This window comes from Comamonas sp. NLF-1-9 (assembly GCF_019195435.1).
Lineage (GTDB): Bacteria > Pseudomonadota > Gammaproteobacteria > Burkholderiales > Burkholderiaceae_C > Comamonas_C.
Window position 1 is genome coordinate 1,110,751 of record NZ_CP078069.1, and the last position, 22,467, is coordinate 1,133,217.

General features: G+C 67.9%; 18 protein-coding genes. 6 read left to right on the plus strand and 12 right to left on the minus strand.

The annotated features are described in order from the left end of the window. Window positions 1–106: 106 nt before the first annotated feature. From KUD94_RS05375 to ahpC, 5 genes are all read right to left on the minus strand, one after another. Window positions 107–877, minus strand: coding sequence for an ABC transporter ATP-binding protein (locus KUD94_RS05375; RefSeq protein ID WP_218238770.1), 771 nt, complete (start codon window positions 875–877; stop codon window positions 107–109). A 148-nt stretch (window positions 878–1,025) separates the two neighbouring features. Beyond that, the gene (locus KUD94_RS05380; RefSeq protein WP_218238771.1) at window positions 1,026–2,216 is read right to left on the minus strand and encodes a substrate-binding domain-containing protein; all 1,191 of its coding nucleotides are present in this window, start codon (window positions 2,214–2,216) and stop codon (window positions 1,026–1,028) included. A gap of 170 nt (window positions 2,217–2,386) precedes the next feature. Continuing rightward, window positions 2,387–3,964, minus strand: a complete 1,578-nt coding sequence (locus KUD94_RS05385) for a class I adenylate-forming enzyme family protein (protein ID WP_255569098.1) — start codon at window positions 3,962–3,964, stop codon at window positions 2,387–2,389. Window positions 3,965–4,055: 91 nt separating this feature from the next. Then, a complete protein-coding gene (gene ahpF, locus KUD94_RS05390; protein WP_218238772.1) occupies window positions 4,056–5,618 on the minus strand; it encodes an alkyl hydroperoxide reductase subunit F in 1,563 nt (520 codons plus the stop codon). Between the two features lie 96 nt (window positions 5,619–5,714). Next, on the minus strand, window positions 5,715–6,290 hold the full coding sequence (gene ahpC / locus KUD94_RS05395; RefSeq protein ID WP_146913709.1) for an alkyl hydroperoxide reductase subunit C: 576 nt from the start codon (window positions 6,288–6,290) through the stop codon (window positions 5,715–5,717). A 211-nt stretch (window positions 6,291–6,501) separates the two neighbouring features. Here ahpC and bfr point away from each other — a divergent pair, with 211 nt between their 5' ends. From bfr to KUD94_RS05420, 5 genes are all read left to right on the plus strand, one after another. After that, entirely contained in the window at window positions 6,502–6,978 is a 477-nt protein-coding gene (bfr, locus tag KUD94_RS05400; protein ID WP_218238773.1) for a bacterioferritin, read from the plus strand. A 130-nt stretch (window positions 6,979–7,108) separates the two neighbouring features. Continuing rightward, window positions 7,109–7,654 carry a polyhydroxyalkanoate synthesis repressor PhaR gene (phaR, locus tag KUD94_RS05405; RefSeq protein ID WP_218238774.1) on the plus strand — a complete coding sequence of 182 codons (546 nt, stop codon included), beginning with the start codon at window positions 7,109–7,111 and terminating at the stop codon, window positions 7,652–7,654. Between the two features lie 93 nt (window positions 7,655–7,747). Continuing rightward, entirely contained in the window at window positions 7,748–9,892 is a 2,145-nt protein-coding gene (gene ovoA / locus KUD94_RS05410; RefSeq protein ID WP_218238775.1) for a 5-histidylcysteine sulfoxide synthase, read from the plus strand. A 37-nt stretch (window positions 9,893–9,929) separates the two neighbouring features. Beyond that, entirely contained in the window at window positions 9,930–10,964 is a 1,035-nt protein-coding gene (locus KUD94_RS05415) for a peptidoglycan-binding protein (RefSeq protein ID WP_218238776.1), read from the plus strand. 77 nt (window positions 10,965–11,041) lie between these two features. Further along, window positions 11,042–12,124: an ADP-ribosylglycohydrolase family protein gene (locus tag KUD94_RS05420; RefSeq protein WP_255569103.1), complete on the plus strand. Its 1,083-nt coding sequence runs from the start codon at window positions 11,042–11,044 to the stop codon at window positions 12,122–12,124. Between the two features lie 70 nt (window positions 12,125–12,194). On the opposite strand, the gene KUD94_RS05425 is transcribed toward KUD94_RS05420, so the two are convergent. From KUD94_RS05425 to KUD94_RS05455, 7 genes are read right to left on the minus strand one after another with little or no spacing between them, the layout of a single operon-like run. After that, the gene (locus KUD94_RS05425; RefSeq protein WP_255569105.1) at window positions 12,195–12,734 is read right to left on the minus strand and encodes a TPM domain-containing protein; all 540 of its coding nucleotides are present in this window, start codon (window positions 12,732–12,734) and stop codon (window positions 12,195–12,197) included. 20 nt (window positions 12,735–12,754) lie between these two features. Continuing rightward, entirely contained in the window at window positions 12,755–13,669 is a 915-nt protein-coding gene (locus KUD94_RS05430) for a YgcG family protein (protein WP_255569107.1), read from the minus strand. A gap of 26 nt (window positions 13,670–13,695) precedes the next feature. Further along, on the minus strand, window positions 13,696–14,295 hold the full coding sequence (locus KUD94_RS05435) for a LemA family protein (RefSeq protein WP_218238778.1): 600 nt from the start codon (window positions 14,293–14,295) through the stop codon (window positions 13,696–13,698). Window positions 14,296–14,322: 27 nt separating this feature from the next. Next, window positions 14,323–14,823 (minus strand): ecotin family protein, encoded by a 501-nt coding sequence (locus KUD94_RS05440; protein WP_218238779.1) that lies wholly within the window; start codon window positions 14,821–14,823, stop codon window positions 14,323–14,325. Between the two features lie 26 nt (window positions 14,824–14,849). After that, complete coding sequence (ispF, locus tag KUD94_RS05445; protein WP_218238780.1) at window positions 14,850–15,341, minus strand: 2-C-methyl-D-erythritol 2,4-cyclodiphosphate synthase; 492 nt, start codon at window positions 15,339–15,341, stop codon at window positions 14,850–14,852. Then, window positions 15,338–16,033 (minus strand): 2-C-methyl-D-erythritol 4-phosphate cytidylyltransferase, encoded by a 696-nt coding sequence (gene ispD, locus KUD94_RS05450; RefSeq protein WP_218238781.1) that lies wholly within the window; start codon window positions 16,031–16,033, stop codon window positions 15,338–15,340. Before ispD ends, ispF begins: the two co-directional genes overlap by 4 nt. Beyond that, window positions 16,026–18,353: a xanthine dehydrogenase family protein molybdopterin-binding subunit gene (locus KUD94_RS05455; RefSeq protein WP_218238782.1), complete on the minus strand. Its 2,328-nt coding sequence runs from the start codon at window positions 18,351–18,353 to the stop codon at window positions 16,026–16,028. Before KUD94_RS05455 ends, ispD begins: the two co-directional genes overlap by 8 nt. 443 nt (window positions 18,354–18,796) lie before the next feature. On the opposite strand from KUD94_RS05455, the gene mfd reads away from it, so the two are divergent. Next, a complete protein-coding gene (gene mfd / locus KUD94_RS05465) occupies window positions 18,797–22,399 on the plus strand; it encodes a transcription-repair coupling factor (protein ID WP_255569110.1) in 3,603 nt (1,200 codons plus the stop codon). Window positions 22,400–22,467: the final 68 nt, after the last annotated feature.

A 22,467-nucleotide genomic window follows, 5' to 3' on the forward strand; every position in this document is an offset into this window, starting at 1 on the left:
CTCCCCCGCTGGGGGAGGGCCGGGGCGGGGGCCAGCGGGACCGTGGACGCGGCGGCGGCCCCCATCCCTGCCTTCCCCCAAAGGGGGAAGGAGTCAAAATCTGCGCTCATGCAGCCTCCTCCTCGGCGCCCACGCCCAGGTAAGCCTGCTGCACCACGGGCGAGGCAATCACCTCGGCCGGCGCGCCGTCGGCCACGAGCTGGCCATTGGTCAGCACGATGATGCGATCGGCCAGCTCGCGCACCACGTCCATCTTGTGCTCAACGAGCAAAATGGTCTTGCTCTTGTCCTTTTTCAGCGCGCGGATCAGGTTCAGGATCACCGGCGCTTCGTCGTGGCTCATGCCGGCCGTGGGCTCGTCAAACATGTAGACCTGCGGCTGCAGCGCCATCAAGAGCGCCACTTCCAGCTTGCGCTGGTCGCCGTGCGGCAGGCTCGCGGCGGCATCGTCGCGCCGCTCCCAGAGCGCCACGCTGCGCAGAATCTCCCCGGCCCGGCGGGTCAGCGCGCCGTGGTCGCTCCAGATGCTCCACAGGTTCAGGCCGCGGCGGTGCGGCCCGCGCTGCATGGCCTGCACCGCCAGGCGCACGTTCTCCAGCACCGGCAGATTGGGAAACAGGTTGGTCAGCTGAAACGCCCTGCCCAGGCCCGCACGCGCGCGCTCCGACGGGGCCAGCGCGCTCAGATCGCGCCCGTTCAGGTGCACGCTGCCGCTGCTGGCCTTGAGCTGGCCAGAGATCAGATTGAAGTAGGTGGTCTTGCCCGCGCCATTGGGCCCGACGATGGCCGTGAGCGTGCCCGGCGCAAAACGGCAGGACACCGCATCGACGGCCACATGGCCGCCAAAGCGTATCGTCAGGTCGCGGGTTTCAAGCATGAAAGGCAGCAGGACAGTTGGCTCCTTCCCCCGCTGGGGGAAGGTTGGGCTGGGGACGTTCGGCCGGTCGGCGCGGTGACGTGGTGGGATACACAGGCGCGGCTGCCCCTACCACGGCCCTCCCCCGGAGGGGGAGGGAGCAGCAGCATCAGCGCTTGTTGCGGATCGGAATCTGCATTTCCTCGGGCTTGATCTCGCGCACCAGCTCGGGCACGCCCCAGGCGAAGGCCGGGTCGTCCTTGATGCGGAAGTGGTACATGCTCTGCATGGCCTGGTGGTCTTCGCGCCGGAAGGTCATCGTGCCCTTGGGCGTCTCGAAGCTCATGCCTTCCATGGTCTTGATGAGCTTGTTGGTAGCGGTGTCGCCGCCGGTCTTCTTCAGCGCGGTGACTATGGCCATGGCGGCCGAGAAACCGCCGGCGGTGAAGAAGTCCGGCGGGCTCTTGAACTCCTTGTAGTGCATCGCGACCATGGCGTCGTTCACCGGGTTCTTCGGGATGCCGAAGTAGTAGTAGGTTGCGCCCTCCATGCCCGGGAAGTTCTTGTAGGCGGCCATGGCCGGCAGGATGTTGCCGCCGGTGAACACCTCGATGCCGTAGCGCTTCTTCAGGTCTTGCGCGGCCAGGGCGTTGAAGGGCGGCGTGCCGCCGGCCCAGATGACCTCGATGGCCTTGCGTCCAGGCTTGTCCTTGAGCACGTCCACCAGGCGCTGGATGCCGGCGGTGAAGTCGGTGGTGGTCTGCGGCAGGTATTCCTCATGCACGATTTTTGCGTGCTTGAGCGCGTCCTTGAAGGCTTTGACGCCGTCGCGCCCGAAGGCGTAGTCCTGCGCCAGCGTGGCCACGGAGACGCCGTCCTTGTCCATCGCCACCGCGTTGCTGATCGCGTCCTGGCTGGAGTTGCGCCCCGTGCGGAAGATGTACTTGTTCCACTTGTCGCCGGTGATGGCATCGGCCACGGCGGGCTCGACCAGCAGGATCTTCTTGTATTCCTCGGCCACCGGCAGCATGGCCAGGGCCACGCCCGAGCTCGTCGGGCCCACGGCCAGATCCACCTTGTCGTCGGCATAGGCCGCGGCCAGCAGGCTCTTGCCCAGGTCGGGCTTGCCCTGGTCGTCCTTCTCGATGACCACGATCTTGCGCCCGTCTATGCTCATGCTGCCCTGCGTGGCGTAGTTCAGCCCCATCATCAGCCCGGTTTGCGTCTGCTTGCCATAGGCCTCCAGCGGGCCGGTCTTGCTGTAGACGTGGGCTATGCGGATGTCCTTGGATTGGCTGAATGCCGGCAAACCGACGGCGGTGGCAAGTGCGGCCAGGGCGACCAGGGTACGACGTTGCATGAGAGAGCCTCCTGTATGGGATGGCAGATGCCAATGCACGAGCCGTGCCAGGCCCAGGCTGCCCGGAAAACGCCGGGTTCTTGGCTTGCAATGTCTCTCAATCAGACGATGTCGTGTTCACAATCAAGACATTTGTCTGCAATTCGGACACTCTGCTCACAAGGCGGGCTTTAGTCCGGCACGACGCCGGAGCGCATCTGGCGCTCCAGCTCATGGCGCATGATCTTGCCCGTGGTGCTGCGCGGCAGGAAATCGTCCTGCACGAAGTGCACTTCCCTGGGCACCTTGTAGCCGGCGATCTGCGCGCGGCACAGCTCGGTCAGCGCCTGTGCGGTGAGCGAGGCGTCCTTGCGCACCACGTAGGCGACGGGCACCTCGCCCCATTGGGCGTCGGGGCGGCGCACCACCACCGCGTCGGCCACGCGCGGCTCGGTCAGCAGCACGCGCTCGATCTCGGCGGGGTAGATGTTCTCGCCGCCGGACTTGATCAGGTATTTGCGCCGATCCACGAAGGACAGCGTGCCGTCCGGGTTGCGCACGAACACGTCGCCCATGTGAAACCAGCCGCCGCGAAAGTCCTCGGCATTGGCCTCGGGGTTGTTCCAGTAGCCGGAAAACAGCGTGGGGCCGCGCATCGCCAGCTCGCCCGGCTCGCCGTCGGCCACCTCGCGGTCGTCGGCATCCACCAGCTTGATGCGGCAAAAGCTGCTCTGGATCTTGTTCAGGCTGGCGGGCACATGGCCGACCGCGATGGTGTGGCGCGTGGCCGGCGGCAGCCCGGTCTCGGTCGAGCCAAAGGTGTTCAGATAGGGCGCGCCCACGAGGCGCGTGACCTCGGCAATCTGCTCACGCGGCACCAGATCGGCCATCACGCCGACCCAGCGCATGCCGGCCACCGGCTGGCCGCTGGCGCGCAAGGCGTCCAGAAAGGGCCCGATCATGCCGGGCATGAGCGTGAAGCGCGCCAGGCGCTCGCACACCGCGATCCGCGCCAGCTCCGGCGCGTCAAACCCGTCGGTGACGATCACCTTCGCGCCCTGGATCAGCGTCATGAACACCGTGTCGGTGGAGACCATGTGAAACAGCGGCGCCCAGGCGACGAAATGCTCGTCGGGCGTGCTCGGCAGGTCGATCATCTGGTTCTGCGCGCGCGCGATCTCGGCGCGCTGGCTGATCAGCGCCCCCTTGGGCATGCCGGTGGTGCCGCTGGTGTAGAGGATGACCACGCCGTCCTCGGGCTCGCATTCGTCGGGCACGGCGTCAGCGCTCTGAACGGCAAGCGCTGCTTCGTATTCAGCGCCGAAGCTCAGGCTGGGCGCCAGCTCAGCGTAGCGTGCGGCAATGTCGGCATGGCGCGCCGAGGCATGGATGAGTTTGGGCGTGACCAGGCTCAGGCAGTGGTGCAGCTCGCGCTCGGCCAGGCGCCAGTTCTGGCAGGCGGCAATCACGCCGAGCTTGGCCGCAGCGACCAGCACCTCGACGTATTCCAGGCAGTTCTGCGCGAGCACCGCCACCCGGTCGCCCCGCCCTATGCCGCGCGACATCCAGTAGCGGCACAGGCGGTTGCTGCGCGCATCCAGCTCGGCGTAGCTCCATTGGTGCTCGCCCTGCTGCAGCGCGATGCGCTCAGGGCCCATGCGCACGCTCAACGCAAAAAGTGCGCCCAGCGTCAGGCCAGAGGCCTGGCGCGCAAGTTCAAAATCCACCGGCGACGCGGCCTGCTGCTCGGGCATCTCTTTGTCTCGCATTCCAAGTTGACGCCCCGCATCATGCGCCAAAACCCGTCCACGCCAAAGGGCCGGCCCGCGAGCGGCCGCCCTCCGGCGCAGCGACGGTCAGCTACTGGCCGCTGCGTATCAGGTGGTCAAACGCCGCCAGCGCCGCAGTGGCGCCCGCACCCGCGGCGATCACGATCTGCTTGAAAGGCACCGTGGTGCAGTCGCCCGCGGCAAACACGCCGGGCACGTTGGTCTGGCCGCGCGCATCGACCATGATCTCGCCGGTATGGGACAGCTCCACCGTGCCCTTGAGCCAGTCGGTATTGGGCAGCAGGCCGATCTGCACGAAGACGCCCTCCACCTCCAGACGCTGCTGCACCCCGCTGATGCGGTCCTTCCAGGCCAGGGCGTTGACCTTGCCGCCTTCGCCCAGCACCTCGGTGGTCTGGGCGTTCAGGATCACGTCCACATTGGGCAGGCTCTTGAGCTTCTTTTGCAGCACCGCGTCGGCCTTGAGCTCGGGCATGAACTCCAGCACCGTGACGTGCGCGACCACTCCGGCCAGGTCGATCGCCGCCTCGATGCCGGAATTGCCGCCGCCAATCACCGCCACGCGCTTGCCCTTGTACAGCGGGCCGTCGCAGCTCGGGCAGTAGGCCACGCCCTTGGTGCGGTATTCGTCTTCGCCGGGCACGCCCATGTTGCGCCAGCGCGCGCCGGTGGACAGCACCACGGACTTCGCCTTGAGCACACCGCCGTTTTCCAGCTCCACCTCGATCAGGCCGCCAGGCGTAGCCGCGGGCCGCAGCGCCTTGGCGCGCTGCAGGTTCATCACGTCCACCTCGTATTCGCGCACATGCTGCAGCAGGGCAGCGGAAAACTGCGGCCCCTCGGTGTGCGGCACCGAGATGTAGTTGTCGATATCGAGCGTGTCGTTCACCTGCCCGCCAAAGCGCTCTGCGACCACGCCGGTGCGTATGCCCTTGCGCGCCGCGTACACCGCCGCCGCTGCACCCGCCGGGCCGCCGCCGACGATGAGCATGTCGAACGCCTCCCTGGCCGAGAGCTTTTCGGCGTCGCGCCGGGCCGCGCCGGTGTCGAGTTTGGCAACGAACTGCGCCAGCTCCATGTGGCCGGCGGAAAACATCTCGCCGTTCAGGTACACCGTGGGCACGGCCATGATCTCGCGCTCGTTCACTTCCTGCTGGAAGGCGCCGCCCTCGATCACCGTGGTCTTTATCTTCGGGTTCAAGATGGCCATGAGCGAGAGCGCCTGCACCACGTCCGGGCAGCTATGGCAGGTGAGGCTCATGTAGACCTCGAAGTGCAGCTCGCCCTCGAGCTGCCTGACCTGCTCCAGCAAATCGGCCTCTTGCTTGGGCGGGTGTCCGCCCGACCAGAGCAGGGCCAGCACCAGCGAGGTGAATTCATGCCCCAGCGGCAAGCCGGCAAAGCGCAGCCGCCCCTCGTCGCCCTCGCGCACCAGCGTGAACGAGGGCTTGCGCGCGTCCTGCCCATCCTCGCGCAGCGTGATCATGTCGGGGCGCATGCCGGCAATGGTTTGCAGCATTTCGCGCATCTCGGCCGAGGTCGCGTCGTCGCCCAGCGAGGCCACCAGCGTGAACGGCCGCACCACGCGCTGCAGATAGGCGGCAAGCTGGGTTTTGAGTTGGTCATCAAACATGTTTCTTCTCCTCCACGGGGCGGTTCGGGGCATGAAAAAGCCGGACGGCAAGGCGCACGCGCGCCCTGCATCCGTCCGGCAGGCGGCGGGTGTCGCTCAGATCTTGCCGACCAGATCCAGCGAGGGCGTCAGCGTCTTCTCGCCTTCCTTCCACTTGGCCGGGCACACCTGGTCGGGGTGGGCGGCGGTGAACTGGGCGGCCTTGAGCTTGCGCAGCGTCTCGGTCACGTCGCGGGCGATTTCGTTGGAGTGCACTTCCATGGTCTTGATCACGCCATCGGGGTTGATCACGAAGGTGCCGCGCAGCGCCAGGCCTTCTTCAGGAATGTGCACGCCAAAGGCGTTGGTCAGCTGGTGCGTGGGGTCGCCCACCAGCGGGAACTTGGCCTTGCCCACGGCGTCGGAGGTTTCGTGCCAGACCTTGTGCGAGAAGTGCGTGTCGGTGGTCACCGCATAGACTTCGGCGCCGGCCTTCTGGAACTCGGCGTAGTGCTCGGCCGCATCTTCGATCTCGGTCGGGCAGTTGAAGGTGAAAGCCGCCGGCATGAAGATCAGCACCGACCACTTGCCCTTGAGCGTTTCATCGGTCACTTCGATGAACTCGCCCTTGCCACCGCGATTGACGTAGGCATTGACCTTGAAGGGCTGAACCTGGGTGTTGATGAGAGACATGCATTACTCCTTGTGAAATGGGCTAAGTACAAACCCTAGAATAAAGCCGAAGCCCGATTTGTCAATTTGATATAGCCAATTTTCATGATTGGTTTGCTCAATCTCCGCGGCGCACCGCCCGCCATTTCCATCGCGGCGCAGCGCGCTTGTCATCACCGCGAGGCGCACCCACAATCGTGCGTGCCCACCCGTCCCACAGCAAGGAGTCCACATGCAAGGCGACCCCCAAGTCATCCACTGGCTGCAGGCGCAGCTCAAGAACGAACTCACCGCCACCAACCAGTACTTCATGCACTACCGGCTGCTCAAGCACTGGGGGTTCGACCGCCTGGCGAAGAAGGAGCGTGAAGAATCGATAGGCGAGATGAAGCACGCAGACCGGCTCATGGACCGCATCCTGATGCTCGACGGCCTGCCCAATCTGCAAGACTTGGGCAAGCTGCAGATCGGCGAAGACGTGCCCGAAATCCTGCAGTGCGACCTGCGCCTGGAGCGCGCCGCGCAGGACACGGTCAAGCAAGGCATGGCCCATTGCGAGAGCGTGCGCGACTACGCCTCGCGCGATCTGCTGGGCGACATCCTGCGCGACACCGAAGAGCACATCGACTTCCTGGAAACCCAGATCGAGGTGCTCGCCAAGGTAGGCGTGCAAAACTACCTGCAATCGCAAATGGGCAGCGTGGACTGAGCACGCCCCGCGCCCCGGTCGCGCTCGTGCGGGCGCCGGTGCGGGGCACTCGGCCCGACGCTCTAGAATCGGTTGGTGCTGCAGCGCACCATTGCGCCGGCTGCAGCCCACCTGCACGAAGGAGACGCCAGTGCCAGACAAGACCACCGAGCAGCAGACGCCGCAAGCCGGCGCGCCGCGCACCATCAAGAAGTACCCCAACCGGCGCCTCTACGACACCTCCACCTCCACCTACATCACGCTGGCCGAGGTGCGCCAGCTCGTGATCGACGGCGTGCAGGTACAGGTGCGCGACGCCAAGTCGGGCGAAGACCTCACGCGCTCCATCCTGCTGCAGATCATTCTCGAAGAGGAAGCGGGCGGCACGCCCATGTTCACCGAGGCCGTGCTGGCCAACATCATCCGCTTCTACGGCCACGCCATGCAGGGCTTCATGGGTGCCTATCTGGAAAAGAACGTGCAGATGTTCACCGAGGTGCAGGCCCGTCTGGCCGAGCAGGCCAAGACCGTCACGCCCGAGATGTGGAGCCAGTTCATGAACCTGCAGTCGCCGATGATGCAAAACCTCATGGGCAGCTACATCGAGCAATCGCACAACATGTTCCAGCACATGCAGGAGCAGATGAACAAGCAGACCGAGCAGATGCTCGGCGCCTTCGGCATCAAGAAGCGCTGAGCGCGGGCCGGCGGCGGCAAAGAGCCGACTGGCACTGCGGCAATTGCTTGGTGTTACGCTTTTTGCTCCTTCGAACCGACCCAGCGCACCGCCATGACCCGCACCGACTCCGCCGTGCTCCAAACGCCGCCCCGCCCTGTTTCCCTGCCGCGGCGGCTGGCGCTGGATGCGGGCGGTCCGCAGGCGTTTCGCCGGGCGCTGCGCAGCTATTTCGTCGAGACCTTCGACGCCACCGAGTCGCTGTTTCGCACCCTGGCCCGTGACGAGGCCTGGTACCAGCGCCCGATCACGCTGCGCCATCCGCTGATCTTCTACTACGGACACGTTGCGACCTTCTTCGTCAACAAGCTCATGCTCACGCGCATGATCGACGAGCGGCTGGACCCGCACCTGGAGTCGATCTTCGCCGTCGGTGTCGACGAGATGAGCTGGGACGATCTGGACGACGCGCACTACGACTGGCCGCCCGTCGCGCAGGTGCGGGCCTACCGCGAGCGGGTGCGCGCCCTGGTGCTCGAGCTGATCGACAAGGCGCCGCTCACGCTGCCGGTGAACTGGGACAACCCCTGGTGGGCCATCGTCATGGGCGTGGAGCACGAGCGCATCCACATAGAGACCTCTTCGGTGCTGATCCGCCAGCAGCGCCTTGAATGGCTGCGCGAGCGGCCTGACTGGCCGGCCTGCCCGGACAGCGGCCCGGCGCCGCAGAATTCTCTGGTCGCAGTGCCCGCAGGCCATGTGCGCCTGGGCAAGCCTTTTGACAGCCCGCACTATGGCTGGGACAACGAATACGGCCACCACGAAGCCGACATCCCCGCCTTTGAGGCCGCCCGCCTGCTGGTGAGCAACGGCGAATTCCTCGACTTCGTCAAGGCCGGCGGCTATGGCAACGACGCCTTCTGGGACGACGAAGGCCTGCGCTGGCGCGACTACGCCAAGGCCGAGCACCCGAGCTTCTGGCTGCGCAAGGGCGCGCACTGGCATCTGCGCCTGCTGACCCGCGAGGTGCCCATGCCCTGGAACTGGCCGGTAGAAGTCAACTGCCTGGAGGCGCGCGCCTTCTGCCGCTGGAAGTCGCAGGAAAGCGGTCTCACGGTGCGCCTGCCGACGGAAGACGAATGGCAGCGCATCCTGGCCACGAGCGACTGGCAGCTCAACGACGGCGCGCCGGCCAATGCCAATCTCTATCTGGAGCATTGGGCCTCGCCCTGCCCGGTCGATCGCTTTGCGCACGGCGCCTTCTGCGACGTGGTCGGCAACGTCTGGCAGTGGACCGAGACACCCACCTACCCCTTCGAGGGCTTCAAGACCCACCCGATCTACGACGACTTCACCACGCCTACCTTCGACGAGCGCCACAACCTGATCAAGGGCGGCTCCTGGGTGTCGACCGGCAACGAGGCCGAGCCCGCATCGCGCTACGCCTTCCGGCGCCACTTCTTCCAGCACGCCGGGCTGCGCTACGTGGTGAGCGACGCGCCCATCGTCTCGCAAACCTCGCACTACGAGACCGACGAGCTCGTCACCCAGTACATGGAGTTTCACTACGGCGCCAAGTACTGGAATACGGCCAACTTCCCCAAGGCCGTGGCGGAACTGGCGATTGCGGCCGTGGGCGAAGGCCCGCGGCGCAGCGCCATGGACCTGGGCTGCGCCGTCGGGCGCAGCGTGTTCGAGCTGGCGCGCCACTTCGAGCAGGTAGTGGGCGTGGACTTTTCCGCACGCTTCATCGACCAGGGCGTGGCGCTGGCGCGCGGCGACGCGGTGCGCTACACCGTCACCGACGAGGGCGAGCTGCTTGAATACAAGGCGGTCAAGCTTGCCGACATGGGCTTGGCAGACAGTGCCGCGCGCGTGCAGTTCTGGCAAGGCGACGCCTGCAACCTCAAGCCCGGGTTCAGCGGCTACGACCTGATTCTTGCGGCCAATCTGATCGATCGGCTCTACGACCCGGCGCGCTTCCTGCAGATGGTGCACGAGCGCCTGAACCCGGGCGGCCTGCTCGTGCTGGCTTCGCCCTACACCTGGCTTGCCGAGCACACGCCGCGCGACAAATGGCTGGGCGGCTTCAAGAAGGACGGCGAGAGCTGGCGCACGCTCGATGCGCTGCGGGCGCTGCTGGGCGCGCACTTCGAGATGGTCGGCACGCCGCGCGAGCTGCCCTTCGTGATACGCGAGACGCGCCGCAAATTCCAGCATTCGCTGTCCGAAGTGACGCTCTGGAAGCGCGTGCGCTGAAGCGCACCAAAGCACTGCGCGGCCCTCCCCTTTTTTCATGCGACGCCCCCGCTCGTGTCCCGGCCTGCTCCGCGCTCTGGCGCTGCTGGCGTGCGCCGCCGCCGTGCCTTGCGGCGCGCAAGCCGGCACCGAACCGCCCGCGGCCGCAGTGGTGCGCCCCGCCAGCGCGCCCGCACCGCTGGCGCGCGAGCTGCGCTACAAATCAAGCGGCCCCGAGGTGCGCGAGCTGCAGATACGCCTGCGCCACGCCAGATTCCTTGCCACCTACGACGCGCACGACAAGTTCGACGGCAAGACGCGCGCCGCAGTGGAAAAATTCCAGCGCGAGCACGGCCTGCGCCCGAGCGGCGTCGTCGACCAGGCTACCTGGGACTTGCTGCGCCAGAAGTCGCACGAGCCGACCGCGGCCGAGCTCAACAACACCGATGTCGGCCCCTGGTTCACCGGGCCGCGCCATGCGGCCTTCATCATGGAGCTGCAATCGCGCCTGAAGCAGGCGGGCAGCTACCGCGGCCCGATCAACGGCGAGCTCGACCGCGCCACGCTCGACGCCATCGCCGCATTCCGGCTGAGAGTGGGCCTGCCCGCCGCCGAGGTCATGGACGAGCGCACCTGGGCGCGGCTGCTGCCGCTCACGCGCAACCCCGGCTACAAACAGCTCTTTGACGCGCCGCCCGAGAGCCACGCGGACCAGCAACTCGATCCGCGCTGCACCAGTGGCAAGGTGGTGTGCATCTCCAAGGCGCAAATGAAGCTCTCCTACGTGGTCGACGGTCAGATCAAGTTCACCCGCGAGGCGCGCTTTTCCCGCCCGGGCTGGGACAGCCCCGAAGGCGAATTTCGCATCTGGTACATGAACCGCGACACGGTCTCGGCCATCTTCGGCGAGCGCACGCCCATGCCCTACGCCATCTTCTACGACGGCAACGTGGCCATCCATTTTTCCGACGACTTTGCCGACAACGGCTACGCCAGCGGCTCGCACGGCTGCACCCAGATGCGCGACTACCAGGCGGCCAAGTGGCTCTACGAACAGGTCAAGGTGGGCGACCGCGTCGTGGTCTACCCTTGAGCCGAGGCCGCCATCGCGCCCGCCGGCTGCAGGCGGCACACGCGCGCAGTACCCTTGCCTGAGCAAGGAGTGAAGACATGGCACAAACCCAATGGCAGGAGCGCGCCAGCGGCGCATTGATGGGCGCGCTCGTCGGCGAGGCGCTGGCGGTGGGGCCGCACTGGTATTACGACCTCGATGCGCTGCGCGCCGCCTACGGAGACTGGATCAGCGACTACACCACGCCCAGGCCCGGGCACTACCACGACGGACTGAAGGCGGGCGAATCCTCGCAGGCCGGGCTGCTGCTGGAGCTGACCATGCGCTCGCTGGCGGACTGCGGCCGCTACGACGAGGCCGACTTCTGCCAGCGCCTGGACCGCGACTTCTTCCCGCTGATCGACGGCACGCCCAAGCACGGGCCGGGCGGCTACACCAGCCAGTCGATGCGCGAGACCTGGCGCCTGCGCGTGGCTCTGGGCAAACCCTGGGGCCAGGTGGCCGGCTGGGCGGACACCACGGAAGCGGCCGAGCGCGTGCTCGCCATCGCGGTGCGCAATGCCCGCGACCCGCTGGCCCTGGCGCGCGACGTGAGCAGCAACACCGCACTCACGCAGCAGGACGCCTGCGTCGCCGCCATGACCACCGCATACGCGCTGGCGCTGGGGCAACTGGTGCAGGGCGCGCGCCTGGACGGCCAGATCAGCGAGCGGCTGATGGTGCTGGTGCGCGACGGCAAGCTGCCGTTTCACAGCGTCACCCGCCCGGACGGCGCCGGCGTGCCCGACGGCCCGGAGCGCCCGCGCCAGGCGGGGCAATTCCCCTCGCCCGACGCGCTCATAGGCATGGGCTACATCGCCGGCGCGGCGCTGGATGCGGGCGTGCGCATCGAGCCGGCCTGGAAGGTCTCGCAGGTCTATGGCATGCCTTGCGCGGTCTACCACCAGTTCCCGGCGGTCTACCACCTGGCCGCGCGCTTTGCCGACGATTTTGAAAGCGCGGTGCTGCATGCGGTCAACGGCGGCGGGCAGAACCAGGCCCGCGCGATGCTGACCGGCGCGCTGGTCGGCGCCATGGTCGGCCTGCAAGGCATTCCCGAGCGCTTCATCACGGGGCTCGACCGCCATGAAGAGCGCCTGCAGCTCGCCCGGCGCATCGCTGCGCAGTCCGAGGCGGCCTGACGCTGCCAGGAGCGAGACACGGCGCGCGAGGCAAGATAACGAGCGCACCCAGGGCTGGATGGCTGTTGACTCAGAGCAAGGCCGGCTCGTCGGGCAACTCGTTGTCCACGCCCGCCGGCCCAGGCCCGGAGCGCGGAAAGTGCTGTTCGAGCAGCGCTGAGACCTCGGCGAGCGCGGCGCCCAGGCCGTCCTCGACCTGGCCCGCCTGCAAGGCCGTGGCCAGGCGCGCGAGCATCGCATCCCATTGCGCTTGTGGCACCACGCGCGCCAGAGCGCGGTCGGCGACGATCTCGATCGCGCGTTCGGCCAGCAGCAGGTAGATCAGCACGCCGTTGTTGCGCTCGGTGTCCCAGACGCGCAGCAGCGAGAACACCGTGAGCGCGCGCCCGCGCACCACCTGCGCCAGCGCGCGGCGGTGCAAAAGATGGCGCCACAGGTCGGCACCGGGCAGCGCCGCTTCGACGCACACGCGCAGCTGGCCGGTGTGCCGCGCCTCGCTCGCGGCCACCTTCTGGCGCAAGCGCTCGAGCACGGCTGCGGGCAGCGCCTGCCGCGCGCCGCGGGCGTTCATCCAGACGTGGCGCAGCCAGCGCCGCAACAAGGTCCACATGCTCGTCCTGCCTTCGCGCATCACCAGCTTCCGCTGGCGCCACCGCCGCCAAAATCACCGCCGCCGCCCGAGCTGAAGCCGCTGTCCGAGCCGCTGCCCCAGCCCGAGTCCGCGCCGCCGGTCCAGCGGATGCGATCGCCCTCAAACCCGCCCGCGCCGCCTGCCGAATGCGACCCGCGCCGCGTCGCGCGCAGCACGGTCCACATCATGGTCAGCAAAAACAGCATGGCGCTCCAGCCGATCAGCAGGTCCACGTTCTCGCCGCTGGGCGCGCCGCTCACGAGCAGCAGTCCCGCAGCGCCCACGCCCCAGATTGCCGCCAGCCGCAGGCCGAACAGGAAGTACAGCAGCGCCAGCACCACCGCCGCCAGGCCCAGCGCCGTCGCAAGGTCGTCGTCCTGGGCCTGGGCGCCGTCCTGGCCTGGTTTGGCCAGGGCCGGCTCACCGGCGATCAGCGCCGAAATGCGCTCGACGGCGTCGCCCAGGCCCTGGGCAAACCGGCCCTGGCGAAAGGCCGGCGTCAAGACATCGTCGATGATGCGCTTGGCCGCGATGTCGGGAACGCTGCCCTCCAGCGCCTTGGCCACTTCGATGCGCATGCGCCTGTCGTCCTTGGCGACGATGAGCAGCAGGCCGTCGCCCACCTCGCGGCGCCCGAGCTTCCAGGTGTTCGCCACCCGGTTGGCGTAGGCGGCAATGTCCTCGGGGGCGGTGCTCGGCACCAGCAGGAGCACCGCCTGGGCGCCGTGGGCGTTTTCCAGCGCCTCCAGCCGGCCGGAGAGATCTTCGAGCTCGGATGCGGACAAGGTATTCGTCTGGTCTATCACCCGGCCCGTCAGCGGCGGCACCGCAAGCAGCTGCGCCCAGGCGAGCGGCAGCGCGCAGACCAGCAAAAGCATAGCTGTCAGCGCATGTCCAGCATGGGCAAACGGCACTTTTTATCCTCAATCTTCAGCGAGAGTCACTGGGTGCTGAAATCCACCTTGGGCGGGCTTGTGATCGCCGCCTCGTTGGCCACGGTGAAATTGGGCTTGGCGCTGTAGTCAAACACCTTGGCGGTGAGATTGCTCGGGAAGCTGCGCACCAGCACGTTGTACTCCCTGACCGCATCGATGTAGCGCCCGCGTGCCACCGCGATGCGGTTTTCTGCGCCTTCGAGCGCCACGCGCAGATCGGCAAATGCCTTGTTGGCCTTGAGATCGGGGTAGCGCTCCACCGTGACCATCAGGCGGCTGAGCGCGCCCGAGAGCTCGCCCTGCGCGGCCTGGAACTGCTGCAAGGCTTGAGGGTTGCCCAGCAGTTCGGGCGTGAGCTGAATGCTCGAGGCCTTGGCGCGCGCCTCTATTACCTTGGTAAGCGTCTCCTGCTCGAAATTGGCCTCGCCCTTGACGGTAGCCACCAGGTTGTCGATCAGGTCGGCGCGGCGCTGGTACTGGTTGAGCACCTCGCTCCAGGCAGAGTTGCTGGCTTCATCGAGCCGCTGGAAATCGTTGTAGCCGCAGGCCGTCAGCATGCCGGCCAGCATCAACAGGGCAAATGCCCGAAAGAAACGCATCATCATGTTGCCTGCTCCTCTCCGTGCCGTAATTCAGCGCAGCGGCGCCTGCTGCAGTTCGCCCGCCTGCCACACGCGCCAGCGCAGTTGCATGCCCTCGGGCACGAAGACCACCACCGGCAGCTTGCTGTTGTAGCGCAGCAGCAGCGGCTCGGCCTGCACGAAGCCCGGTTTTTCAGTGCCCGGCGGGCACATCATCATGGTCGTGCGCACCTGGCCCTGGCTCTTGAGCACCCAGTAGGTATAGCCCCAGCCGGGCACGTCTTGCGCCTGAAAGCCGCCGTCCATGCCGCGCGCGTTGCAGTCCAGCGTCATGGCCTTGCCGCCGATCAGCTCCAGCTTGCGCGTGCTCTCGTCGGCCAGCGCGGGCAGCTCGATCACATGGCGCTCGTGGCCCGGCAAAGCCGCCGGGAAGGCCTTGAGTTCCTTGGCGAGATCGGCCGACGCTGGAACGGGTTGGGCCGCGCAGGCGGTGAGCAGCAGCGCCAGACACGGCCAGGCTGCGCGTTGAAGGGGTTTGGATAAACAGTTCATGCCATGCACTGTAGCCGCGTGCCGGCCTATGCGCCGCACAGCAGCACCACCGCGCGCGCTTCCATCGCCAGGCCCTGGCCCACGGGGCCGAGGCGCTCGGCGGTCTTGGCCTTCACGCTCACCTGCGCCGCATCCAGCCCCAGCAGCTGCGCGATGCCTGCGCGCATGGCCGGGATGTGCGCGGCCAGGCGCGGTGCCTGAGCGACGACGGTGCTGTCCAAGTTCACGATCTGCCAGCCGGCGGCGCGCACCCTGCGGGCGGCCTCGGCCAGCAGCGCGCGCGAGTCGGCTCCGCTCAAGCGCGGGTCGGTATCGGGGAAGTGGCTGCCGATGTCGCCCAGCGCTGCCGCGCCCAGCAGGGCGTCGGTGATGGCGTGCAGCAGCACGTCGGCATCCGAATGGCCGAGCAGCCCTTGCGGGTGCGCAATCGGCACGCCGCCCAGCACCAGCGGGCGACCCGGCACCAGGGCGTGGATGTCCCAGCCCTCGCCCACGCGCAGTCGGGGCAGATCCGTCATCGTGCATACCCTTTCAAAACGGCCTCGGCCAGCGCAAAGTCCTGCGGCCAGGTGATCTTCAGATTGAGCAGGCTGCCGCGCACCAGCAGGGGCGTGTGGCCCGCCAGCTCCATGGCGCTGGCCTCGTCGGTGATGCCGGCAAAGCCGGCTGCCCGGTGCGCCTCAAGAGCGGCCAGCAGCGTGCCCAGGCGAAACATCTGCGGCGTTTGCGCCAGCCACTTGTCGCCGCGCTCCAGGGTTTGCACGGCGCGGTCCGCGCGCGCGACCTTGAGCGTATCCGGCAGGGGCAGCGCCAGCAGGCCGCCCACCGCGTCGGGCAGGCAGGCGTCGATCAAGGCATCGACCAGCGCGGGCGTGATGAGGCAGCGCGCGGCGTCGTGCACCAGCACCCAATCGGCGGCACCGGCGCCGTGCGCCAGCAGGTGCTGCAAACCGTTGCACACGCTCTCGGCGCGCGTGGCGCCGCCGCAGCGCGCAATCTCTTGGCGCGGCGTGCACGCCAGATGTTCATCCCCGGGCGCCACCACTACCAGCGTGCGCTCGATGCGCTGCACCGCCGCCAGCGCGGCCAGCGTGTGTTCCACCAGCGGGCGGCCGGCCACGCTCTGGTATTGCTTGGGCCGCCCCGCGCCGGCGCGCGAGCCGCTGCCCGCGCAGGGCACGAGGGCGATCAGGCGGGCCGCATCAGCCATGCAGCAGAGTCCACAGGCGCGCCGCGCTCACCGGCATCTGCAGCCGCGGGGCGGCATCAGCGCGGCCGGCGCGCGCCAGCGCATCGGCCACGGCGTTGACCACGCAGGGCGCGGCGCCTATGGTGCCGAGCTCCCCCACGCCCTTGACGCCCAGCAGGTTGTTGCTGCAGGGCGTGGATTCGTCCATTTCCATGCGGAACTCGCAGGCGAAATCCTGGGCGCGCGGCGCGCAGTAGTCCATCAGGCTGCCGGTAAGCAGCTGGCCGCTGGCATCGTCGTAGACCACGCGCTCCATCAACGCCTGGCCCGCGCCCTGCACCGCGCCGCCCACGAGCTGGCCGCGCACGATCAAGGGATTCACCACGCGGCCAATGTCGTTCACCCCGGCGTAAGCCACGAGCCGCACCACGCAGGTCTGCGGGTCGATCTCCACCTCGCACAGGTGCGCGCCATTGGGCCAGGTAGGGCCGGCCACGGTGTGCGTGTGCTCCACGTAAATATGCCCCTCGGGCTGGCGAGCGGCGAGCTCGAAGAGGCCGATGCTGCGGTCCGTTCCCGCCACGGTAAAGCGCCCTTGCGCGTAGCGGATGTCGGGCTCGGCCACCTCCAGCTCGCTCGCCGCCAGGCGGCGCGCGCGCTGCAGCGTGTGCTGAGCGCCGGTGGCCATGGCAGAGCCCCCGGTAAAGAGCGAGCGCGAGCCGGCCGAGCCGTAGCCATTGCCCCGGTCGGTATCGCCCAGCACCACGCGCACGCTCGAAAGCGGCACGCCGAACACATCGACGACAAGCTGCGCGAGCGATGTGGCGATGCCCTGCCCCATCTGGTTGATTGCGGAATAGACCTCGATCACGCCGTCGGAGCGCAGGTCCAGGGTCACGCGCTCTTCAAACGCATTGCCGCCGGTCCATTCCAGAAAGGTGGCAAGCCCCAGGCCGCGCCACAGGCCGCGCTGGCGCGACGCCGCCGCGCGCGCCGCAAAGCCCTGCGCGTCGGCAAGCTGCAGCGCCTGGTCCAGCACATGCTCGAAACGCCCCACGTCGTAGGTCTGGCCCATGGGGTTGGTGTAGGGCATCTGCTCTGGGCGGATGAAGTTGCGCCGGCGCAGGGCGACGCGGTCCATGCCGATCTGGCGCGCGGCCTCGTCCATCAGGCGCTCGATGTTGAAGATGGCTTCGGGCCGGCCCGCGCCGCGGTAGGCGCCGGTGGGCGCCTGGTGGGTGAGCACGGCGCGAAAGTGAAAGTCGATCAGCGGGATGTCGTACACGCTGGTCTGCACCCAGGGGCCGACGAGCAACTGGATGGCGGTGTTGGTTGCGGTAGGAAAGGCGCCGACGTTGGCGTCCGAATGCACGCGCAGCGCGAGGATGCGCCCCTGCTCGTCGAGCGCGAGCGCCGCATGCGACTGCACGTCGCGCCCGTGGGTGGTCGAGAGAAATTCCTCGCTGCGCTCGCCCATCCAGCGCAGCGCCCGCCCCGAGGCGCGCGCGGCCCAGGCCAGCGCCGCCTCTTCGGGGTAGGAGCCGACCTTCATGCCAAAGCCCCCGCCCACATCGCCGACCTGCACGCGCACCGCCTCGGGCGCAAGCCCCAGGGCCAGCGCCACGTTCTTGCGCACCGAGGTCGGCATCTGCGAGGAGATCTGCATCAAGAGCCGCCCCGCGTGCGCATCCCAGAGCGCGCGCACGCTGCGCGGCTCCAGCGTCAGCGCCACCACGCGCTGGTGCACCAGCGTGAGCTGCACCACATGCGCCGCGCGCTCAAAAGCCGCAGCCGTCGCAGCCGCGTCGCCATGGCGGGCTTCGCAGGCGATGTTGTCCGGCACCTCGGGCGTGACCTGCGCCTGGCGCGCCAGCGCCGCCTCCAGGCTGGGCACGCAGGGCAGCGCCTCGTAGTCCACCTGCACCGCTTCGGCGGCGTCTTGCGCCTGCTGCAGGCTGAGCGCCAGCACCAGCGCCACCGCTTCGCCGACGTAATGCACGCGCTCGGCCGCAAGCAGATGGCGCGCCGGCGCCGCGCAGGGCGAGCCGTCTGCGCGCTTGAAGCCGACGCCGGCCTTCATCGCCGGCACCCCGGCCGCCTGCAGATCGGCGCCGCCATAGACCGCGACCACGCCGGGCATGGCGCGCGCCGCGGTCAGGTCCACGCCCAGAATGCGGGCATGGGCGTGGGGCGAGCGCACGAACACCGCCCAGGCGTCGCCCGGCGCGCACAGGTTCTGCACGTAGCGGCCCTGGCCTTGCAGCAAGGCGTCGTCTTCCATGCGTTGGACGGCGCGGCCACTGCCAAAGCGTGTGGCCACGGAATCGCTGGCTTCGGTCATCGATGGTCTGGGAGAGTAGGCAGGACGCATGAACTATAGAGCCTGGGCTGCGCCGCGGGCATCGTGGCGGCCACTGCCCGCGGGCGGCACTGACCCACATCGCGCAGCGCCTGCATGGTGCAAATGCCGCTCGGGCACGGGGCTTGCAGGCCGATGCAAGAAGAACGTTCATGCGCCGGTCTGCCCACGAATGAAACCCGCCGGCGCGCCTTGCGTATCGCGGTGCGGCCCGGCATCGGCGCGAACCCATTGGCCAAGCAAGGAGAGACTTCACCGCGTGGGCGTTTGCTGCAATTTGAATAGCTGCTCGCGCTTGCCAGTTCTGCGTTTCAGCCCTATTTGCCTTGAAACTTGTGAAATCGCATACCGCCCTAAAATAGCCGCCACGCACCCCCGTCCGCACCGGCCGGGGGTTTTGGTCGTTTCCGCCCTGCCCCACCCTCATGCAATTACCCAAGCTCATCCCCGGCAAGCGCCATGCGCTGCCACGCCCGCCCGGCTCCAGCGACGCGCTCTTGCTCGCGCGGCTGGCACAAGGCGTGTGCGCCGAGGGGCGACTCACCGCCATCGTCTGCGCCGACGCGGCCGACGCGCGCCGGCTGATCGACGAGATCGGCTTCTTCGCGCCCGAGCTGCGCTGCGCCCTCTTCCCCGACTGGGAAACCCTGCCCTACGACAACTTCTCGCCCCACCAGGACTTGATCAGCGAGCGCCTGTCCACGCTGTGGCGCATCAACCAGGGCGAACTGGACGTGGTGCTGGTGCCCGCCACCACCGCGCTGTACCGGTTGGCGCCGCCGTCCTTCCTCGCGGGCTATACCTTTCATTTCAAGACCGGGCAGAAGTTGAACGAGGCCCGCCTGCGCGCCCAGCTCACGCTCGCCGGCTACCAGCACGTCGCCCAGGTCGTGGGCCACGGCGAATACGCGGTGCGTGGCGGCCTGATCGACCTCTACCCCATGGGCGCGGCCCAGCCGCTGCGCGTGGATTTGTTCGACGACGAGATCGACTCCATCCGCACCTTCGACCCCGACACCCAGCGCAGCCTCTACCCCGTGCCTGAGGTGCGCCTGCTGCCGGGGCGCGAGTTCCCCATGGACGAGGAGGCGCGCACGCGCTTCAGAAACCGCTGGCGCGAGCTGCTCGAGGGCGACCCGACCAAGAGCCGCATCTACAAGGACATGGGCGCGGGCCTGGCCACCGCCGGCATCGAGTACTACCTGCCCTTGTTCTTTGAAGCCACCGCAACGGTTTTCGACTATGTGGGCGACGGCGCCACGCTGGTGCTGCATGGCGACCTGGAAGAGACGTTTCAGCGCTTCTGGCAAGACACGCGCGAGCGCTACCGCCTGCTGGCAGGCGACCCCGAGCACCCCGCCCTGCCGCCCGAGGCCTTGTTCCTCACCGCCGAGCAGTTCTACGGCCAGGCCAAGGCGCATGCACAACTGGCGCTGAGACCGGCGGCTTCGCTCCCTCGCCCCTCTGGGGAGAGGGCTGGGGAGAGGGGCGCAGCAGGACAAACCGCGCCTGAACCGGCCCCCACCCCTGCCCTCCCCCAGCGGGGGAGGGAGGAAATACCTTCCGCACGGCTGCCCCAAGGGGTGAGGGAGGAAATGCCTTTCGCGCCGCTGCCCGACCTCACCGCAGTGCGCGGCGCAGAAGACCCGATCGCCAAGCTGCACGCGCACATCGCCGGTACGGCGCACCGCGTGCTGCTGCTGGCCGAGAGCGACGGCCGGCGCGAGAGCCTGCTCGACTTCCTGCGCGCCAGCCACCTGAATCCGCCGGCCTTCGATTCGCTGGAGGAATTCCTCGGCGCCAGCGGCGAGCGCGTGGGCATTGCCACCTCCATGCTGGCCGCGGGCTTTGCCTGGCAGGGCGAAGGCATCGACTTCGTCACCGAAACCGAGCTGTTTGCCGCCACCGGCGGCGCGCGCCGGCGCAGGAGGCAGGAGCAGACCAGCGACCTGGAGTCCATGATCAAGGACCTCGCTGAGCTGCAAATCGGCGACCCCGTGGTGCATGCCCAGCACGGCATCGGCCGCTACCGAGGCCTCATCAACATGGACATGGGGCAGAAGAACCCCGACGGCACGCCCGCGCTGCAGGAGTTCCTGCACCTGGAATACGCCGACAAGGCGGTGCTCTACGTGCCGGTAAGCCAGTTGCAGCAGATCAGCCGCTACAGCGGCATTGCCGAGGGTGATGCGCCGCTGCACAAGCTCGGCGGCCACCAGTGGGAAAAAGCGCGCAAGAAAGCCGCCGAACAGGTGCGCGACACCGCTGCCGAACTGCTCAACATCTACGCGCGGCGTGCGGCGCGCGAGGGCTTTGCCTTTCGCTTCTCGCCACAGGACTACGAAGCTTTCGTCGCCGACTTCGGCTTCGAGGAAACCGCCGACCAGAACGCCGCGATCCACGCCGTCATCCAGGACATGATCAGCCCGCGCCCCATGGATCGCCTGGTCTGCGGCGACGTGGGTTTCGGCAAGACCGAGGTCGCCTTGCGCGCCGCCTTCATCGCCGTGACCGGCGGCAAACAAGTGGCGCTGCTCGCCCCGACCACGCTGCTCGCCGAGCAGCATTACCAGACACTGGTCGATCGCTTCGCGCGCTGGCCGGTCAAAGTGGCGCAGGTCAGCCGCTTTGCCTCGGGCAAGGAAACCACGGCCGCGCTCAAGGGCCTGGACGAGGGCACGGTAGACATCGTCGTCGGCACGCACAAGCTGCTCTCGGCGTCGACCAGATTCAAGAACCTGGGGCTCTTGATCATCGACGAGGAACACCGCTTCGGCGTACGCCACAAGGAAGCGATGAAAGCCATGCGTGCCGAGGTCGACGTGCTCACGCTCACCGCCACGCCGATTCCGCGCACCATGGGCATGGCGCTCGAAGGTCTGCGCGACCTCTCGGTCATCGCCACCGCGCCGCAACGGCGCCTGGCGATCAAGACCTTTTTGCGCGAAGAAAACCAGGGCGTGATCCGCGAGGCGGTGCTGCGCGAATTGAAGCGCGGCGGGCAGGTCTACTTTCTGCACAACGAGGTAGAGACCATTGAGGAGCGCCGCGCGCGCTTGCAAGAGGTGCTGCCCGAGGCGCGCATCGCCGTGGCCCACGGCCAGATGCCAGAGCGCCAGCTCGAACACGTGATGCGCGACTTCGTCGCCCAGCGCAGCAACGTGCTGCTGTGCTCGACCATCATCGAAACCGGCATCGACGTGCCCACGGCCAACACCATATTGATCAGCCGCGCCGACAAGTTCGGCCTGGCGCAACTGCACCAGTTGCGCGGCCGCGTGGGGCGCAGCCACCACCAGGCCTATGCCTATCTGATGGTGCCCGACCTCAAGGGACTCAAGGGCCACGCGGCCCAGCGCCTGGAAGCCATCCAGCAGATGGAGGACTTGGGCAGCGGTTTCTACCTGGCGATGCACGACCTGGAAATCCGCGGCGCGGGCGAGGTGCTGGGCGAGAACCAGTCGGGCAACATGATCGAGGTCGGCTTTCAGCTCTACAACGAAATGCTGGCCGAGGCGGTGCGCAGCCTCAAAGCCGGCAAAGAGCCCGACCTGCTCGCGCCCATGCAGGCGACGACCGACATCAACCTGCACGCTCCGGCACTGCTGCCCAGCACCTACTGCGCCGACGTGCAAACCCGCTTGTCGCTGTACAAAAAGCTCGCCACCGCGCGCAGCACGCAGCAGATCGACACCCTGCTGGAAGAAATCGTCGACCGCTTTGGCAAGCTGCCGGCGCAAACCCAGACCCTGATCGACACGCACCGCCTGCGCGTGCTGTGTGAGCCCTACGGCATCACCAAAGTGGACGCGGCGCCCGGCGTGATCCACATCAGCTTCGTGCCCGAGCCGCCGGTAGACCCCATGGCCATCATCCGGCTGGTGCAAAAGAACCGTGACATCAAGCTCGCGGGCAACGAGAAGCTGCGCATCGAGCGCCCCCTGCCCGAGCCCGGTCAGCGCGCGCAACTGGTGCGCGACCTGCTGCGCAGCCTGGGCGAGCCGCAGCGCGAAGTGCTCGCCGCCTGAACCGCCGCGCCCCTTGAGCGCGTGCGCGCCGGCCAGGCCGCGGCCGCCGCGCCCGGGCAAAAATCCGC

Coding starts and splice junctions, on each gene's coding strand:
- KUD94_RS05415 (WP_218238776.1), top strand. CDS start 9,930: ATGCGACGCCCCCGCTCGTGTCCCGGCCTGCTCCGCGCTCTGGCGCTG.
- KUD94_RS05435 (WP_218238778.1), bottom strand. CDS start 14,295: ATGATGATGCGTTTCTTTCGGGCATTTGCCCTGTTGATGCTGGCCGGC.
- ovoA (WP_218238775.1), top strand. CDS start 7,748: ATGACCCGCACCGACTCCGCCGTGCTCCAAACGCCGCCCCGCCCTGTT.
- KUD94_RS05385 (WP_255569098.1), bottom strand. CDS start 3,964: ATGCGAGACAAAGAGATGCCCGAGCAGCAGGCCGCGTCGCCGGTGGAT.
- ahpF (WP_218238772.1), bottom strand. CDS start 5,618: ATGTTTGATGACCAACTCAAAACCCAGCTTGCCGCCTATCTGCAGCGC.
- mfd (WP_255569110.1), top strand. CDS start 18,797: ATGCAATTACCCAAGCTCATCCCCGGCAAGCGCCATGCGCTGCCACGC.
- KUD94_RS05455 (WP_218238782.1), bottom strand. CDS start 18,353: ATGACCGAAGCCAGCGATTCCGTGGCCACACGCTTTGGCAGTGGCCGC.
- KUD94_RS05440 (WP_218238779.1), bottom strand. CDS start 14,823: ATGAACTGTTTATCCAAACCCCTTCAACGCGCAGCCTGGCCGTGTCTG.
- ispD (WP_218238781.1), bottom strand. CDS start 16,033: ATGGCTGATGCGGCCCGCCTGATCGCCCTCGTGCCCTGCGCGGGCAGC.
- ispF (WP_218238780.1), bottom strand. CDS start 15,341: ATGACGGATCTGCCCCGACTGCGCGTGGGCGAGGGCTGGGACATCCAC.
- KUD94_RS05425 (WP_255569105.1), bottom strand. CDS start 12,734: ATGTGGACCTTGTTGCGGCGCTGGCTGCGCCACGTCTGGATGAACGCC.
- KUD94_RS05420 (WP_255569103.1), top strand. CDS start 11,042: ATGGCACAAACCCAATGGCAGGAGCGCGCCAGCGGCGCATTGATGGGC.
- bfr (WP_218238773.1), top strand. CDS start 6,502: ATGCAAGGCGACCCCCAAGTCATCCACTGGCTGCAGGCGCAGCTCAAG.
- ahpC (WP_146913709.1), bottom strand. CDS start 6,290: ATGTCTCTCATCAACACCCAGGTTCAGCCCTTCAAGGTCAATGCCTAC.
- KUD94_RS05380 (WP_218238771.1), bottom strand. CDS start 2,216: ATGCAACGTCGTACCCTGGTCGCCCTGGCCGCACTTGCCACCGCCGTC.
- KUD94_RS05375 (WP_218238770.1), bottom strand. CDS start 877: ATGCTTGAAACCCGCGACCTGACGATACGCTTTGGCGGCCATGTGGCC.